Here is a 19438-nt window from a genome sequence, read left to right as displayed (position 1 = left end):
TGACAACACCTTATACCTATAAAACAAAGTGAAATGATATTGGCTCTTGCTGCAAAGAGGAAGAAACTGATAGCGGGTTTTATGCTATCCCTGATCTATATGGAAGCTATCCTACCTTCCTATGCTTTGGGAAAGCCTGGTGCACCCCGTTATACCAGGCCGGCTGCTGCCGTACTCCCGTTGCCTGCTACCAGTAAGGCGAAAGTACCTATAAACGTGAATGCGGTTTCAGGTAGCTTATCCGGCGAAGCAACTAAAGCAGATGGAGGACCTACCCAGCCGGAAACAGAATCTTTCCATTCTGTGAACAGTGATAATATGGTCAACCTTTTCAGCGGGGATTTTTCCTATAGCATTCCTTTAATGGACGTAGGTGGATATCCTATTTCTATTGGTTATAACAGCGGGATTACAATGGATCAGGAGGCCAGCTGGACGGGGCTGGGATGGAATATTAATCCGGGCTCCATTACGAGGAATGTGCGAGGCCTGCCGGATGACTTCAATGGCACGGACAGGATAACAAAAGAGATGACTATTAAAGAGAATAAAACCATAGGCGTTGACGGTAGTTTCGGTAGTAAGATTTTTGGTACTCCTATCAAATTTACCGCCAGCCTGGGATTGTTCTATAATAACTATCGTGGCTGGGGAATGGAGCAGGGTATTAATGCCAGTATCCGCAGTGGGTCTAAATCAGATGGACCGTTGACTGCCAGTCTTGGCATCTCACAAAATACACAGGGAGGATTGAGCGTGTCACCTGGTATATCCATTTCCCTGTACCAGAAAGGCACCAATGAAAATGGTGGGTTTTCGGGGAATATTTCCAGCAGTCTTTCTTTTAATACCAGGAGTGGTATGAAAGCACTGCAGTTTTCTGCCGGGATTACCAAATATCAACACTTAGAAAAAATTGTACAAAATACGAGCGTAAATGGTTATGGTTCTTTGGGTTTTTCAAGTTCCATCAGCTTTGCTGCACCTTCCTATACACCTACTATCAGTATGCCTTATACCAGTGAGGCATATACCGGCAAATTTAGTTTAGGAGGAGAATTATTCGGATTCTATCCGAATTTTGGATTGAGCGGGTATGTTACCACCCAGTACATTGCAACTGAGGATAAGAAACAAACCTTACCAGCATACGGGTATCTTAATTTATATAATGGTGGTGTGCAGGAAAACGCTTTGCTGGATTATAACCGGGAAAGGGAAATTCCGGCCCAATCGAGCAACCGTACCATCGCCCTGCCTTACTATACCTATGATGCCTTTTCCATTACGGGAGAAGGAACGGGTGGTATGTTCAGGGCATACCGTAATGATATGGGATATGTATTCGATCATCCTATGAAAACCCGCGATAAATCGATAAGTGGCGGTGTAGACATAGGAGCTGGTAATGCCATACATATAGGCGCCGACTTTAACCAAACACATGCCTATTCCGTTAGCGGCCCCTGGAAAGATGAAAACCCCCTGGCGGCCAATCTTCGTTTTACCAATGCAGAGAAGGATTATGAGCCCGTATATTTCCGTAACCCGGGAGAGATGGCGATCAACAACAGCCAGTTCTATGAAACAATAGGGGAAGACGATGTGGTAATACCGGAAATTGATGGTGATCAAACCAGGCATATTCATACCACGGGTAACCTGTTGAGATATCGTGGTGGTAAAGTGATTGACAAATTACCAATATCTGCGGCCAATAATCGTAAAAAGGATCGTGATAAACGTACACAACTGATCACCTATTTATCTGCTGAAGAAGCCAGTACTGTGGGGATGGCAAAGTTTATTGAGAACTATAAAGTAAATGAGTATACACTGAATAAGTGTGATATGACTATGCCATCAAGCCTGGAAAGTAAACAGGGATTTTTGGCGGAGATATATGAGGCCGACTGGTTTTTTGATTACGCATTAAAACACGTAGTCACCTTCCCGGATATCACTTTTGACCACATGTGGGACTTATGGCCCAGGGCCAAACCAGCCGTGCCCTATACCGGAGAAGAACGTGTATGCATGCGGTTTAGGTCTCGTTTAAAAGCACCTTTAACCGGCGTATACCAGATCAAAACCATTTTGAATGATAAGCTCCGGTTATATATCAATGAGCGTGACGCCCCTTTTATCGACAAATTTGATCATGAATATGGCTATGAACATGCAGAAGGCACCGTAAACCTGGAAGCTGGTAAAATGTATGATATCAGAGTCGACTATTTCAATGCTGAAGCGGATGGTGTATTAAAGATGGATTGGTATTGCAATGGAACGAGGGTACCGAACGAAAACTTCTATTTGCCTGAAACGATCGATACCCTGAATCTGGGTTATGTTTCACTGGAGAAAAGGGTCAATAATTTCCGTAAACCACACCATATCTCGGAAATTGATGTGTTAAACCCGGATGGACAGAAGTACGTATATGGCATACCGGTATACAACCTGGCTCAGACAGAAGCTACTTTTTCATTGAATCATGAAGATGGAAATACAGCAGAAGGTACCGCAGATTATCAATCAGGAAAAGATAATACGATTAATAACGATAAGGGTAATGATCATTATCTGTCAAAAGAAGAGATGCCTGCTTACGCGCATAGCTTTCTGCTTACGGGGATTGTTTCTCCGGATTATGTGGATCTTACCGGAGATGGCATCACCGATGATGACCCGGGAAATGCCGTTAAGTTTAATTATTCCAAAACTGCGGGTAGTGCCTATTCCTATAAATGGAGAACCCCCTATAGTAATAAGGTAACTTTTAATGAAGCGGTAAAATCTAATTTTAAAGATGACAAGGGTAGTTACGTATACGGAGAGAAAGAGTTATGGTATCTGAACTCCATTATTTCCAAAAACATGGTGGCTACTTTTAAGGTGAGCAACCGGGAAGATCTGCTGCCTATCAGAGAAAACGGAGAAAAGATAATCAATAGCCAGTTACCTAAGAAACTGGATGAAATTAATCTGTATACCAAAGCCGATTTTATCAAATACGGTGACAAGGCAAAAGCCATCAAAACTGTTCATTTCGATTATACTTATGAACTTTGTCCTGGTATTAATGCCCCGCTGAATAATGGCGGGAAGTTGACACTGAAAAGAATCTGGTTCTCCTATAATGGTAACCAGAGCAAAGATTCTGTAAGAGCCAGACGAAATAGTTACGTTTTTTACTATAACAGTAAAAACCCTGGATATAATGGAAAATCATTTGACCGTTGGGGTAATTATAAAGATGCATTACAGAATCCAAAATCTACCGCTCAGAACCTGATTACAAATGCGGAGTATCCATATGCGTTACAGGATAGTGCTGTAATGGCGGCCAACGTGGCTGCCTGGACGATGGACTCTATCAGACTGCCATCAGGCGGCCGGATAAAGATCAATTATGAGAGTGATGATTATGCTTATGTGCAAAATCGTCGTGTGGCTCAGATGACGCCTATAGCCGGGCTTTCCGCTGGCCGTCCTACTTCATTGAACGATATCTCCAATAAACTATATGGTGGCTCGGATTACCTGTATGTATCTTTTAAAGTACCAAAGTCGGTTACTTCCAAGAGTGAAGTATTCAGCAACTACCTGGAAGGATTACATGACACGCTCTTCTTCCGTTTGAATGTACAGATGCCAATAGAGAAAGACAAACCGGACAACGGTTCCGAATATATTTCCTGTTATGGATTTCTTGATGGAACGGATTATGGTTATTATGACAATGGCAATACCATCTATGTAAAACTCCGCTCTGTACAACTGGATGGAGATGGAGGGGGTAAATTCAGTCCGCTGGCTAATGCTGCCATACAATTCCTGAAAGTGAACCTGCCTGGTAAGGCTTATCCCGGCACTGAAATAGGAGATGACCTGAACGGGGCCAGTGCTATTAAAATGCTGGCCACCATGGTTACTTCTATTCACAGTGAGTTGAAGGGATTTCCTGCTGCAGCCCGGAGCCGCGGTGCTGCAAGGGATTTGGATCTTACACGCTCCTTTGCGAGGTTAAATGAACCGAATTATAAAAAATATGGTGGAGGGCTACGGGTAAAGAGTATCCTGATCTATGACCACTGGAACGCCATGACGGGACAGAAAGAATCCCTGTATGGTACAGTTTATAATTATACTACCACAAAACAAATCAATGGCAAAGAAGTGGAGATCAGCAGTGGCGTAGCTGCTTATGAACCCATTCTTGGAGGGGAAGATAATCCGTGGCGTACACCACTTATATATAAAGAGAAATTAGGTAAGCTGATCCCGGATGTGGTGAGTTACGTGGAGACACCATTGGGAGAAACCTTGTTTCCAGGAGCCTCTGTAGGATATAGCAAAGTTCAGAGCCGTTCGTTGATCACCAAAAATACACGTTCTGCAAACGGATATAATGAAAGCTGTTTTTATACCGCCTATGACTTTCCTACTTATGTTGCCTTCTCTGAATTTGAAGGGGGAGTTACCCGTATGGAATATACACCTGGCCTGGGAGGAATACTGAAAATAAATTCGGCGCGTCACCTGGTCATGACCCAGGGGTTTGTAGTGGAATTGAATGATATGCATGGAAAGGTAAAGTCGCAGTCGGTATATGCAGAAGTAGGCAAAGAGCCGATATCTTCCACTACCAACTATTACCGGGTGGCAGATGAGAACAGTGAATTTAAACACCTGAATAACCGCGTACTATCGATGAATGCACAGGGGGTAATAGATTCCAGTGCTATTATAGGATTGGATGTAGAACTGATGACCGATATGCGCGAACAAACTTCTAAAACGGAAGGGATGTGCTATAGCGCAGGAACGGATGGTTTTTATGCAGGCTTATGGTCCAGTACCGGTTTTGGATTGGTATATCCTCAAAGTGAGGAAAAGAAATATCGTTCCTCGGCTATGACAAAAGTGATTAACCGTCATGGCATCCTGGATAGTATAGCCGTAACCGATAAAGGCAGCAGGGTCACCACCCGCAACCTGCTGTTCGACAGCGAAACCGGAAATGTATTGCTGACCGCCACACAAAACGAATTCGGAGATTCTATCTTCCAGTTTGTGTATCCAGCAGCGTGGGCATACGATGGCATGAGTGGTGCTTACAAGAATATCAATACTTCGCTCACTGGAATTAACATCAAAGCAGGTAAGTTGTTAAATGATCTTTCTCCTGCTACCGTGGGAGATTACTTTACCTCAGGTGATGAGATCATTATGTATAGTAAGATACAGGTAGATACAGCTGCCTGTTCAACACAACTGGCTACTTTCCCGGGTAGTGCTAAAATCTGGGCAGTGGATGCCAACGCCATTAAAGGTGGTTCACCGGATATTTACTTCATGACGAAGGAAGGGGCACCAGTGACAGGTAATGATATTACAATGAAAATCATCCGTTCCGGCAGAAAGAATATGGGCGCCAATATGGGTACTGTAACAATGATGAAGAGTCCATTGGAAAGAACCAGCAACGGTTATAAACTGGTGATCGATAAACGGAAGAATATTATTAATGCTTCGATGGTAGAATATAAGCAGAGTTGGCATGTGGAAGATTCCAAGAAATCCACCACCACCTGTGTTTACCAGTAATCGTCATTGTTAAAAAAGAATTTATGAAGATGAGAAATATTGTATTTACGCTGTTGTTATTATCCGGCTTACAGGTATCTGCCCAGCAGATGCGGGTACCAATAGATGTAAAGTTGAAAGGAGAGTGGCAGATTAAAAGTGTGGCAGTAGAGCGCTATCATATGCAGCAGGGGAATTTGCTGGGAAAAGAGGAGATCAGCAGATATGATTCGATTGCCAGGATGGGGAGCGTATTGCTGAATCTTGTGTTCACGGAGGAGTATTGTATGATTAAACAATCCGGTGGCCGTAATGCCTGGGATTATGCACGTGCTGACTCCGGGCGTTTGGAGTTAAAACAGGCGCATGCGGTTAATACTCCTCAAAAAGACGCACCAGTGCAGCAGCTATTGTTGCAATATTCATTCGGTAGCAATGGCGATCTGGATGTAGGTCCGATAGTATCGGGATATATGGATAGATCCACCGGAGTTCCGGTTAAAGTTAAATATACATGTCACTATACCAGGGTTCACTGATCCTGAAACATATTACTAAAGCCTATTACCCTATACCGATGGGACAATTTAATAAATGCAAGAAAAGAGCGGCCGGGATATTGTTAATGCTGCTGTTATTTACCGGCAACCAGTTATGGGCGCAATGCAATAACTGGAATATTGCTGCTGTGATAGACAGCTCCAGTTGTGCTGCTAATGGTAAAATTACAGTATCTGTTAATGGTGCAGATGCAGGCAATCTCAGTAATTTTTTCTATAGTCTGAATCCTTTGTTCACAGGTGGGAATGTAATCTATCAGAGTACTACACCAGTGCTGGAGAATCTGAAAGCAGGCAGGTACCAGGTATTGGTAGAAGCATTGTGTGGTCAGCAACAAGTTTCCCGGACGTTGGAGGTAGTAGTAGGGGGAAGTTATAAGGAGCTGACAGCAGCTGTTTTTTTGGCGAGAAATACAATGAATGCATGTAATACCGGACGTATGAGATTAGAAATGAACGATGGAAGGAAACCCTACCGGATTACAATTACTTCTGCACCGGCAAGCTACAACGGGCCCAGGAATATTGATACCAGTGTTAATACCTTGATTATTGGTAATCTTACCGCAGGTACTTATGCTGTTTCCGTTACAGACGCCTGTTCTACAACCCCTGCTACCGGAAGTATTACGATAGCGGAGTTTCCGCCAGTCACAAGGATTTATCCGCAGTTTCGGGGTACTGATAACTGTAACAGCGTATCCAGCTATCCTTATATCACTGAAGTCAATAATTCTGGTTATAACTACACAGATAGTATTGCTACTTATAGTATGTCGCTGGACGGGGGGGCCAGAACTCCATATAAAGCAATAGACGGCACGAGCAACAGTTATCAGACAATTACGTTTCCAGCCGGAAAGACACAAAAGGATTATTATGGAAAAATAATTACTTACTATTTAAATATTCTTTGTCAGGGTGAGTTTATAGGTACTGAGCAAGTGCCGACCCCAAATTTTGGATACAATGTGCTGAAAGACTGTGACGGCCAATTCAGGTTGTCCACCGACTTTTATAATTCAGCTTCTTATTGCAATCCTCTTACTATTTCCTTACAAAATAAGGTAACCAATCAGGTATTGACACAAACAGCGAATTTTTATTCCGGAACGATTTCTCAGCAATTTCCTTTTGGCGATTACAGACTGACGGTTACTACTGCTGATGGGTACGTGATGGCTAATGACACTGCTTTTCTGGTGGAGGCACCAGCAGAGATATCGAATCCATACTCCATTTATGCGGACGCAGACTATTGGGTATTGTCAGGTATGGGTGGCGTTATCCAACTTAATTTAAAAAGTAATAATGGAAATTTTTCGCCGGGAGCTACGGTTCAGTTAATTTATCCCCGCACAGGGAAAGTGTTTCCCACTTACACAACTATTAACACACAGGGTTTGCTAGGTGACGATAATCGTAATTACTGGGCACCCGGATATTATATTTTCAGGGTGAATGATGTATGTAAAGGGAAAACCTACGATGTTCCCTTTTATGTAAGCGATGAGGATGTATACTGGTATGATTGGTCATATAGTATGGAGAGAACTTGCCTGGGGATGAAAGTAACGCCGAAAGGTACTGTCAGACATGGAGGCAGACTAAATAACGGAAATTATAAAATAGTATCCGGTACTAATTCTTTTCCTACTGATGGTATTAATGAAGGGCAATCATTCGTCTTTCCATTTGCAGGTACCTATAGGATTGCAATGGGTGCATATGTGATGCCATATGATAACGGCAGTAATTGTAAAGACATCACTTTCGATGATGCTCCCCTGAAATCAAAAAGCGACAGTACACTTGGCTGGATATGTCCTGGTGATTCTGCTAACAGCGGGCATATCAAAATACAGGGGGTAGATGGTAACAGCGGTACGAAGCGCTATTTATATAAACTGGCAGTAGATGGCAAAGGTGAAACAGGGCCCTACCTGGATAGTAACTACACTGGTAAATTCGATAGTAACAGTAGATATCAGTTATCCAGAAACACCAATTACCAGGTTAAGATCATTGATGATTGCGGGGCTTCCATTGTACAGCGTATAGCGATCCTTGATTTTGCGAATTACCAGGTGGTGACGACAGACAAACCTTTGTTCTGTATAAATGATGATGTATACCTGAAGGCGTTTAACCTACCCACCACCGCCAAGGTTTATTCCTGGACGGGACCTAATAACTTTACCAGCAGTGATCAAACGGTGATCTTACCGCAGGTAAAGCCAAAAGACGAAGGGGTATATCATGTAACTATCAGCTCCGATATGTGTTCCCGCCCTATTGAAGGCAGTGTGAATATCCGCCTGGCACCTTATGTTACTTATTGTTATAGCGCTGTTACAGATACCAGTGTTAATCCTTATACATTTGGCATGCTGGGCAATTGGCGGGCATCGCGGACCTACACTTATTACGGCGCCCGTGCACAATCCAGCACCGCTGAAAAGACCAATATCCGTACAGATGGTGCCTACAGAGATTTTGAAACCTTCTGGAAACAACAAACAAAAGGATGGGCAAAGGATGCTAACTACGATTCTACTACCTGGGTATGGAATGCAGAAAGCACCATTTTTAATAAGAAAGGTTTTGAACTGGAAAATAAAGACCCGTTGGGACGTTACAACGCCGGGTTATATGGCTATGATAATGCCGTGCCAGTGGCCACTGTGCAAAACAGCCGCTATAGAGACGCTGCATTTGATGGCTTCGAAGACTATGGGTTCCTGAGTGGCAAGTGTAATGATGATGCCAGCTGTAAAGTGGATCGCAGACTGGACTTTAGTAATTACAGTTCTAAAATAGACAATACCCAGCATCACACCGGACGTTATAGTTTGCGTGCTGATCCCAAAGATACTATTCAGATGAAAGTAACAGTGGTAGCGGCGGAAACGGTGCTGGAATCTCCTACTTTTAATAAAGGCGCCAGCGTTTGCACCCCCTATGAGGTATTGAAAAATGTGAAAGCGAATAGTTCTGTATTACTGCCGCCGTTTTCTCCAGTGGCTGGTAAAAGAATGTTGTTCAGTGTATGGGTAAAAGAAGAACAGGTTTGTAATTGTACTTCCTATACCAATAATAAGATCACCTTGTTTGTGGCGGGTACTACCCGTATTACGGCGGAAGTGCAGCCTACTGGTAGTATCATTGAAGGTTGGCAGCGGTATGAACAGGTAATTGATCTTCCTGCAGGTAGCACGGGGCTTAGCGTGGTGATGGTGGCTACTGGTGGAACGAAGGTATATTTCGATGACCTGCGTTTTCATCCTTACAATGCTAACATGAAATCGTTTGTATATGATCCGCAGAATCTGCGTCTGATGGCAGAACTGGATGAGAATAATTATGCATCCTTTTATGAGTATGATGATGACGGCACGCTTACCAGGGTGAAGAAGGAAACGGAGCGTGGTGTGAAAACGATCAAAGAATCAAGAAACGGTCTTATAAAAACAGATAATGAATAGTAAGCGTGTGTCCTTAAGGGTTAGTTTTTTCCTGCTGGTATTCCTGGCTTCGGTTTTCCGGTTGCTGGCACAATCGCAGGATACAACAAGGCTGTTTGCCGAGTTTAATAAAATACAGCAAGCTGCCAGGAAAGTGCCAGTATCCTATGATATTCAGATTACCAGTGTAAAAACCGGATCTACTAAAATAACCGATTCCATATCTGGTTATATGCAGATGGATGGCAGCCGTTTGCATTACCTGTTGAATGACGTGGAAACCATCGTGAACGAGCGGTATATGATTGTATTGTTTAAGCAGAATAAAAGTATGTACCTGACACGATCTTCCGACAGTAAGGACATCGGCATCGCCGGTAATCTTAATATGCGACGCCTCGCAGATGATATGCAGGACTGGATAATAGATACAAAAGGTAAAGAAAGCATATTGAAGATCCGGTATAAAGAAGGGGCCAATTGTAGAAGTGCCGAGTTTACGATTGATCAGCGCACAGGTTACATCATACAAACACATATCGTCATGATGGCTCCTACGGGAAGTTTTAGGGAAGAAGAAGAAGGAAGTATGAAGATGATGGAGGTGGATTCCCGTTTTTTTAATCATAAACCATTGCCTGGAGCGTATAATGGGTTTGATGAAAATACTTACTTCATTAGAGAAGGAGATATCATCAAACCAACCCCGGCTTACCGGGAATATCAGATTTTTAAAGCATCGCCGAACCTATAGAAGTATATGAAACCTTATTTGCTGAAAGTGCCCCGTACCCTATTGCTATTGCTCAGTTTTTTTTTGCTGGCAGGATTAACAGGTTATGCCCAGCTAAATCGTGGGATCCTGATCAAAAGAGTGCTGGATGGCGCCAATGGACAATTAGCGAAAGATTCAGTAATTGATATACAGGACAAATATTATTTTGATGCCAACAAGAGTAAGCTGGATACGCCCTACCAGGTGCGTAACAGCGTCACATTGCGTATCAATGAATTTTCCAGTTTGTATCTGCCGGCTACTTTCAGTGCTACGGTGAATGTACGTATTTATTATACGGCTCCGAATCTGAGTACAGATTCTACGGATCAGGCTATCAGTGTAGATTATGATACCACGCATCCTTATAAGATGCGCAATAGTTTCGTATTCACACAAGCGCACCAGGTAAAGGTAAAAGTGTTAAGCATTACTACCAATGCCGCTAAAAATATTATTCCTGCGCTGATACTGGAAAATGAGATGACGGTATACCCAGTATATAAACTGGATTGTACAGCAGATGCTATCAAAACAATTTCTTCCGATAATCCGTCAAATACTGATTCTACTGATGAAATCACTGTGAGCTGGGCTGCTGTAACGGGGGCAGACGTATATGATCTGGAATGGGCGTATGTGGATTCCAGCGCGTTGGACGCTAACAGGTTTGGTATGCCATTAAATCCGTTATTGGTTTTTGAGAACAATGCGACAAGAGTCACTATTGCGGGCAACTCCTATGCTGTTCCTTTATTATATGATAAAGTTGGAGTGTTGTATTATCGGGTGAGAGCGGTGCAGGAGAAGAGTAATGATGTGAGAATAGAAACGGCCTGGAGTTCTGATTATAGTGGAGGATTGGGACATTATATTTTTAATGGTCACCAGAACAGGCTGAACTGGCAGGCATATGCATCATTTGCAGAAGGCGGGAAGCGCAAGGTGTCAGTGCAGTATTTTGACGGTAGTTTGCGTAACCGGCAAACAGTCACAAAAGATAATATAACCAATAAAACGTTGGTGGCAGAATCGTTGTATGATTATCAGGGAAGGCCGGTTATCCAGGTGCTACCTGCGCCAACGTTGAACAATGTGATGAGGTACACACGAAGTATTAACTCGGCGATCAATGGTGGGGAATATGATAAAGATATGTATGACCATATAGACCAGCCTTCTGAAGTATCGAACGCCAGTGCAGCGCAAATGTCTACCGCGTCGGGTGCCAATCAGTATTATTCTCCAGCGAATCCGGAAAAGAATATAGGTGTAAATCAATACCTACCGGATGCAAAAGGGTATGCTTTTAGTGAAATCGTCTACACGGCGGATAATACCGGGCGCATTAGTCGTCATGGAGGTTTGGGACCAGACTTTAAAATAGGCAGCAACCATGAGGTAAAATACTACTATGGCGATGCAGAGCAGGAAAGCCTGGATGCATTATTTGGTACTGAGGTGGGCTCCAGTAGTCATTATAAGAAGAATGCAGTGGAAGACGCCAATGGACTGTTATCTGTAACTTATGTGGACATGCATGGGCGTACTATTGCTACTGCTTTGGCAGGAGAAGCCTGGAATAAGAGCCTGGAAGATGTGCCGGAAAAAGAAGTGATTCCTGTTACTGACTCTTTATCTGGTCCAGATAGAACGTTTATTCGTGACCGTGCATTAATCACGAATCGGTCTACACCGGTATTGATGGATGGTACCTATACATTCAATTACGAACTGGATCCTCCGGTGTTGACAAAGCTGGGGTGTGATCAGCATGCCACCAATTACGTTAGTCTGTATGATCTGCGGATTCAGATTACCGATGATGTGTGGAACCAGCATATGCCGGGTAAAGTTCCTTTTGATACGGTTCTGCATAACTATACACCGGATTTGCAGATAGCTAATGGTGGTAAGTTGTCGCTTCAATTTTCTCTTTTCCTGGTGAAGGGTACTTACAATATTTCGAAAACTTTGTCGGTGAGTCACGTGGCGATGGAGTACTATCGCGATAGTATCTTCCTGAAAAATAATATCTGTACTACCTATGAAACGATCCGTGAGAACCAGTTAATAAAACAGCGGAAGAATCTTTGTGAGCCGGTATGTGCGGAGTGTGAAGATCCACAGCATTCAGAAGGAGATGATATCCGGAATATGATGTTGCAGGATATGAGCCCGCCTTCGGGGCAGTATGCACTGTTATCTGATGACATGAAAACGGATTATTCCATTTTTTACCGGAACAATACTACTCCTGCATATAAACGTAGAGATATTACCTACCTGGATGCTAATAATCAGCCAGCGAAAGTGTTGAGTACTGAAACCAATACCTTGGTAGTTCCCCAGGACCTTACTCCGGAGCAGTTCGTTGATGCATTTCAAGCTTCATGGGCGGAGGCTTTATTGCCTTTGCATCCGGAGTATTGCAAGCTGGTTGCTTTACAGGAGGCTGCAATGAAGAGCGCGCAGCTTTGGGAGAAAGATTTTTCTAAAACAGATACTTATTTCGGTGCGAAGCAAAAGGGCTACCTGTTGCCAACAGGGCCTACCAATCCGGATCCACTGACAGCCTATAAGGGTGCAGAATTGAACGCCGGCCTGACAAAATACAGGGCACCTTCCGGTACTATCACCTTGCTGGGTATGGCGGTAGCAATTACTAAGTGTGGTGAATCGGCGAATTGTTTTAATGATTACAGGACCTTCACACCGGCAGATGCAGAAGCTGCTTTATGTGCAGGTGACCTGGATATGGCGTGGCGTACATTCCGCTCCCTGTATCTGAATATTCACCGTGAGCAGAGTACTAATTATATCAATGGGAAGTGTACATCTGATCGTGCAGCAGCAGCAAATATTGTTGCAGCGAAGAAACAACCTCAGTTTATTACGCCTGACCTGATCATGAAACAGACCGGAGTGACGGATATCGCCAATGGTATTTTAAGTCAGACGGGCAATGAACAGGCAACGAAGGATGCGGCGCAGCAGGCTGTTAACCAGATATATTATAACAATATTGACACGCTGGCCAATACCTGGTTAAAGCAACTGGCACCATGTAAATATACAGATGCAGCCCTTGCACAGATTAAAACAAAATTACTCAGCCTGTGTAAAGCCAGTGCAGATGCGGATCATCCTTATGGTGCCAGCACACTGAAACCCGGGGCCTTGAATGCTTATAGCAGTTTTCAGGCGATCCTGGCAGAGTATAACAACAGTCACGAGATCACGGATCCGCTGGTGTGTAATGGTGAGGTGATCACTTATCCTAAGCCTTATAATAACCAGCCAGCCCTTGCTAACAACTCCAGTTACAAGAAACCGCAGGACTGTGAGTGTAATAATCTGAGTTTACTGAATGCACAATATCTTCAGAATAAAAAACCAGAAGATGCCAACTTCTCCGTTTTCCTGAAACGTACCCGTGGTGTAATGATTGCGCAGACGGACCTTGATGATCTGCTGGCAGCCTGCAGCAGTAACACCTCTGGTTGTAGCTATCTGACAAAGCCGGTGAAGATCCCTGTATTAATCCAATGCAATATTGCCCCACCCTGCGTCAACTGTGTGGTAACGGATAGTCTGTATCATCAGTTCACGGTTGCTTATCCTGGTATTACACCACTTTCAGATGAAACGGATCCGCAGCAGCGAGCTAAGAACAAACTGTTTGAAGCCTTTATGAACAACCGTCTGGGCTTCAGTGAAAGAACGGCTACTTACCTGGCTTTTTTAGATAGTTGTCATAACTCTACCGATCTGGGTACCCGTGTATGTGTAAAAACAGCGAGTTCCCAACGTCAGGTGATTACTTATAATAACGGTGGCCAGGATACGATCACTGATATCTGCTCTGTGGCAGATGGCTTCATAATGGCAGGTGCCACTACGGGGTGTAGTGCAGGTAAAAAGGATGCTTATATTATCAAAACGGACGCCCGCGGGCAGCTGCAATGGTCTAAAGCCTATGGGGGAGAAGATGATGAGGAGTTCCGCAGATTAATACCAACGGCAGATGGTGGCTATATCGCCATTGGTTCCACGCGTTCTTTTTGTTTCCCACAAGGAGCGATGATGGTAGTGAAGGTCGATGCACATGGTGCGGTGCAATGGAATAAGACAGTTGATTTTGGTGCCAACAATGGGGCGAAAGGTTGCGATATCGTACAAACCCATGATGGAAATTTTGCCATTGCGGGTGTACGTACCACCAATAATATCAATACAGAATGGGTGACAGGTGTATTATCGGCAGGAGGAGAACTGGTATGGCTGAAGCAAACCGGCTCCGGTGATGTAAAAGGTATGATTAGCCTGGTTACCAACAGCGACACATTAGTGGCAGCAACGGCTATGAATGGCCAGAATGGTATTGCACCAGTGTTATTCAAGCAGCACCTGAAAACAGGGGCACAGTTACTCATGCTGCAATACCAGCCAGCCAATAATGGTACGGGTGTGGTAAACAATCTAATCCAGACTTCCACGGGTTATAAAATAGTGGTAGCAGGAAGTAATAATGCCGGCATTTTTATAGATGTGGACAAGACCGGTTATGTAGCGAGTAGTAAGCAACTAAATGGTATCTCCGGTGCTGTTTCTTCCACCTGGACAGCGTCTCCAACGTTGGATGGCGGTGTGATTGCGGCATCTTCCAATCAGGATGTGTGGTGGACTAAATGGAATGCTGGAAATGCATTAAGCTGGACAAGTCATGTGCAGTTGAGCGGGGACGATAAATTGTATAAAGTAGTACAGAATGCAGATAGCTCTTACGCGGGCGCCGGTTTGTATAATGGCCGCGCGATGTTGATGCTGGCTAATAAAGACGGAAAAAGTGGTTGTGACGATAAAGTGGAAAATCTGAGTGTGAGTGCCAGTAACCCGGGATTGATTTCGATATTGCCACAGGCCAGTTTATTTCTTTCGTATAACAATATCAATACTGTTGCTATTACAGAGAAAGTATGTACGCCAATACTGACTATCATTAACTGTCCGGGTATTGACAGTTGCTTTATGTCACGAGACCGGTTATTATGTGGTAATGCAACACCTGCTTACGAGGAGGATCCGTTAAGGCCGGTAACTGCTTGTGCAGATAGTGTGGATATAGCGGAGAATAAGGCACGTGAAATCTACAATGCTATCCGGGATTCCGTGATGAATGATTTTGAAGGTACGTATATGGCGAGGTCACTGGATGCCAAATCACATGAGCGTTTTGCGGTGCATTATAATCTTGGAGAATATCACTATACCCTGTATTATTATGATCAGGCAGGTAACCTGGTAAAAATGGTGCCCCCCGCCGGTGTGCTCAGAAATCGCAGCCGTCCTTGGCTGGACAGTGTGAAAGACGCCAGAAGTAGCGGTATATCGCTTACACCTTTGCATAAGATGGAGACAGAATATAGGTATAACACATTGAATCGTGTGGTAGAGTTAAAGACTCCCGATGCAGGCGTATCACGTTTATGGTATGACCGCTTGGGAAGATTCGTTGTTTCCCAAAGTGCCAGGCAATTGTATCCGGTAAACGGGTCAGTGGCATATAGTTACACGCTTTATGATGATATAGGTCGTATTACAGAAGTAGGTGAAATTAACAACAGTGCAACGATGACCAATCTCATCAGCAGGAATCCTGTGGCTTTATTATCCTGGATACAGAATGCTGGAGGAAGTCGTTCCCAGATTACCCGTACAGTGTATGATCAACCATATAATTTTGTGGAGAGCATCGGATGGAAGGCAAAGAACCTGAGAAACAGGGTTTCCTGGTCAGCAGTATATAATAACATTGCAGATACAATAGCGGGGGGACAGGCTGCTGCTACCTATTATAGCTACGATATTCACGGTAATGTAAATACCTTGTTGCAGGACTATAATCCAGCAACAGAGGATAATAGTAGTAATCGCTGGAAAGAGATCCGTTACAGTTATGACCTCATCAGTGGCAATGTAAATACAGTGAGTTACCAACCAGGTAAGGTAGATGCTTATTACCATCGCTATAACTATGATGCAGAAAACAGGATTACTAATATAGAGACGAGCCGTGATAGCCTGTATTGGGAAAATGATGCGTATTACCAATATTACAAGCATGGATCACTTGCCAGGAGTGTGATAGGGCAAGCGCAGGTGCAGGGGATGGATTATGCTTATAATTTACAAGGATGGTTAAAGGGGGTTAATAGTAGTTCTGTCAATACCACTACCGATATGGGCCATGATGGTATAGGCAGTGGGCTAACTGCAAAGGATATTTTTGGATATGCTTTGCATTACTATGGAGATCATGATTATATGCCAATATCTGCCAGTCGCCCATTTGCAGGCACGGGGGAGGTGCTAAAACCTTTATTTAACAGCAGTGTTAGTGGCATTTCCCTGAACCTGCCCAAAGTGGGGGAACCCTTGCTTTTTGCATATAAATATGATGTGCTCAACAGGCTCACTGGTATGAACGTAAGTCGTGGATTTAATAATAGTGATAATACATGGTCTCCAATAGCAGTGGAAGATTTTAAAGAGGATATCACTTATGATCCTAATGGAAATATCCGGACCTATAATCGCAACGGTAATGAAACATGGGCTAATAAACCCCGGAAAATGGATGGACTCACATATAAATATTTAGAAGGTACCAACAAGCTGACGTCTATAGCAGATGTTGTACCACCTGGAGAATATAACACCGATATCGATACTCAGGAAGCCAATAATTATAAATACGATTCCATCGGTAATTTGATTGCAGACAAAGAAGGGAAAATGGATAGCATTGTCTGGAGTTTATATGGAAAAATCAGCAGGATCAGGAAGGCAGATGGCACGCTGATTACTTATAAGTATGATGCTGCAGGCAACCGGATAAGCAAGATCGCCGGTAATATAGAAACGAGGTATGTAAGGGACGTTACAGGTAATGTAGTGAGTGTGTATGTAAGTGGAAATACAGCTATTAATAACGGCTTGTTAAGCCAGACTGAAACGCATTTATATGGAATCAGCAGATTAGGGATTGATACCCGTGTAACTGCTTTGCAAGAGGATCTAAATATTCAACCTATCAGATTAACAGGAGTTGGAGACGGTAGATTTGTTAACTTTATGCGCGGACTTAAATTCTTTGAATTGTCTAATCATCTAGGGAACGTTCTGGCTACTGTATCGGATGAAAAGTTGGGAATTTCTTCCGACGGCAATATTATTGATCATTACGAAGCGAGAGTCGTGTCTGCCCAGGATTATGCGCCTTTTGGAATGGGATTAACTGGTAGAGGATTTAACGTAGCTGGATATAGATATGGATTTAATGGACAAGAGAAATCAGATGAGGTCAAGGGAGAGGGGAATAGCTATACAGCGCAGTTTTGGGAGTATGATCCAAGGATAGGAAGGAGATGGAACCTGGATCCTGTAACCACTAATAGTGAATCTCTCTATGCCACTTTTCATAATAACCCGATACTTTACGTAGATCCTCTCGGTTTGTATGGCTCGAAAAGGAGCGCGGAAAGGATGAGAGATCGTTCGAAGCGTGCCGGTTTGGATGTAGGAGAGGTTTATTACCGCAAGCAGCAGGAAGACTGGGTATTTAGTGAAACTAAAACGACATCCAAGAAAGATGCAGACGGAAATTATTCTGTTGATGTTACTTCAGTGATTCATAGCGAAGATCGCTATTTTGGTAATTTCGGCAGACAGGTATTGGATTTTCTATCAGACTGGAATCCTGTTAAATCTGTTCAAGGTTATGTAGGAACAGTTATAAAGAAGGAAATAGGTAATGACAAAAATGTAGCGTTTCCCGTTAAAACCGTAATACCAATTATTGGAGGGCAGGTGAAAACATCATATGATGGTCAATGGAGTAAACCAAAAATTGAAAAAATAGATTTTACTTCGGCATATGTAAATGGGAAAATGGGAGGAGCAGATATAAGATATATGCCACTTAAAGGCTCCTTATCAGGCGATTATGATCCAGGGTATCGGTTGCTGGTTCCTATTCCGGGGGCCAAAGGGAAGATAATTGTACCTGTTGGTGATATCCCTATCCCCATAGGAGAATGGAAGGTCCAGGGAGATGCAGTTACTACATTAAGGGATATGCAGGTTGGTGTAAGAGGAGTTGCTGAAACCGATCCTGTACATGTATTTGGAATTAAGGTTAAGGCCGAAGTTAATGCGGGGATACGATTCCAGCTTAAAGTGCCAAATATAATTAAAGAATATTTTACTGAAGATTAAATGAAACGATTTAAAAGAGACTATAAGTTAATAGTATGGTTAATGCTGTTTGGTATCGGAGCTATGAATAATGGGTTCGTTGAAATTTATACCAGCAACTGGATAGTAAATGTGATTAATATTTTGCTGCTTTTTGGCATCTTATTTCAGACAACCTACCTCGTTAGCATACTTATCGGGAAGAAACAATATTTTACGGTCATAGAGGTTATGCCTTCCCGGAAAGAAAGCTCCGGATTCATGTTGGGTAAGTTTTTTAACCTGAAAAGGAAATATTTTTATGTAATTAATGAGAAACATCAGAAATTTGTAGTGAGTAGTTTCTTCGCCATTAAGGAAAGAGTTTTTGAACCTGATGAAAAAATACGAGGGTATAAGGGCTTTGGAAATAAAGTGAAAATGATAGATCGAAAAACTATTCTTATGAGAATCGGTGTTTTAATTGTATGGATACTTTTGTTGTCTTCGACAAAAAATATTTTTCAATGGTTAAAAATTATTTAGCAAAATACATTACTGTTAAAAAGACCAGCCGAAAGGTGGTCTTTTTAACATAGTGGCCGTCTAACCAGGATTATTATCTATTTGACCTGTTACATGCTTTTCCATTCATCAATATCGAACAGCGTAAACCATTCAGGAATCACTGCTATCTAACGTTCGTGTACAGAAGTAGCATCATTGTTTATTTTATCGCCATGTAGGGATGCCATGGTGCAGAAGATGCGTTTTTATACCAAATTATTTCAGCTTTAAAGCCCGCTGTA

At 43.0% G+C, this 19438-nt stretch carries 6 protein-coding genes; all 6 read left to right on the top strand.

What is annotated here, in order from left to right:
* The first annotated feature begins 33 nt into the window (after positions 1–33).
* The 6 genes from AB4Z08_RS30635 to AB4Z08_RS30610 are packed head-to-tail and all read left to right on the top strand — an operon-like array spanning position 34 to position 19175.
* Entirely contained in the window at positions 34–5613 is a 5580-nt protein-coding gene (locus tag AB4Z08_RS30635) for a PA14 domain-containing protein (RefSeq protein WP_441577604.1), read from the top strand.
* A 23-nt stretch (positions 5614–5636) separates the two neighbouring features.
* Entirely contained in the window at positions 5637–6131 is a 495-nt protein-coding gene (locus tag AB4Z08_RS30630) for a hypothetical protein (RefSeq protein ID WP_441577603.1), read from the top strand.
* Positions 6107–9637 carry a hypothetical protein gene (locus AB4Z08_RS30625; RefSeq protein WP_441577602.1) on the top strand — a complete coding sequence of 1177 codons (3531 nt, stop codon included), beginning with the start codon at positions 6107–6109 and terminating at the stop codon, positions 9635–9637. Before AB4Z08_RS30630 ends, AB4Z08_RS30625 begins: the two co-directional genes overlap by 25 nt.
* Complete coding sequence (locus AB4Z08_RS30620; RefSeq protein ID WP_441577601.1) at positions 9630–10370, top strand: hypothetical protein; 741 nt, start codon at positions 9630–9632, stop codon at positions 10368–10370. Before AB4Z08_RS30625 ends, AB4Z08_RS30620 begins: the two co-directional genes overlap by 8 nt.
* A gap of 6 nt (positions 10371–10376) precedes the next feature.
* Positions 10377–18671 (top strand): DUF6443 domain-containing protein, encoded by an 8295-nt coding sequence (locus tag AB4Z08_RS30615; protein ID WP_441577600.1) that lies wholly within the window; start codon positions 10377–10379, stop codon positions 18669–18671.
* Positions 18672–19175 carry a hypothetical protein gene (locus AB4Z08_RS30610; protein WP_441577599.1) on the top strand — a complete coding sequence of 168 codons (504 nt, stop codon included), beginning with the start codon at positions 18672–18674 and terminating at the stop codon, positions 19173–19175.
* The last annotated feature ends 263 nt before the right edge of the window (positions 19176–19438 follow it).

The organism is Chitinophaga sp. RAB17 (genome assembly GCF_052114225.1).
In the GTDB taxonomy this organism is placed as follows: Bacteria; Bacteroidota; Bacteroidia; order Chitinophagales; family Chitinophagaceae; genus Chitinophaga.
The sequence above is the reverse complement of the archived record's forward strand: the minus strand, read 5'-3'. Positions and strand labels throughout refer to the sequence as shown.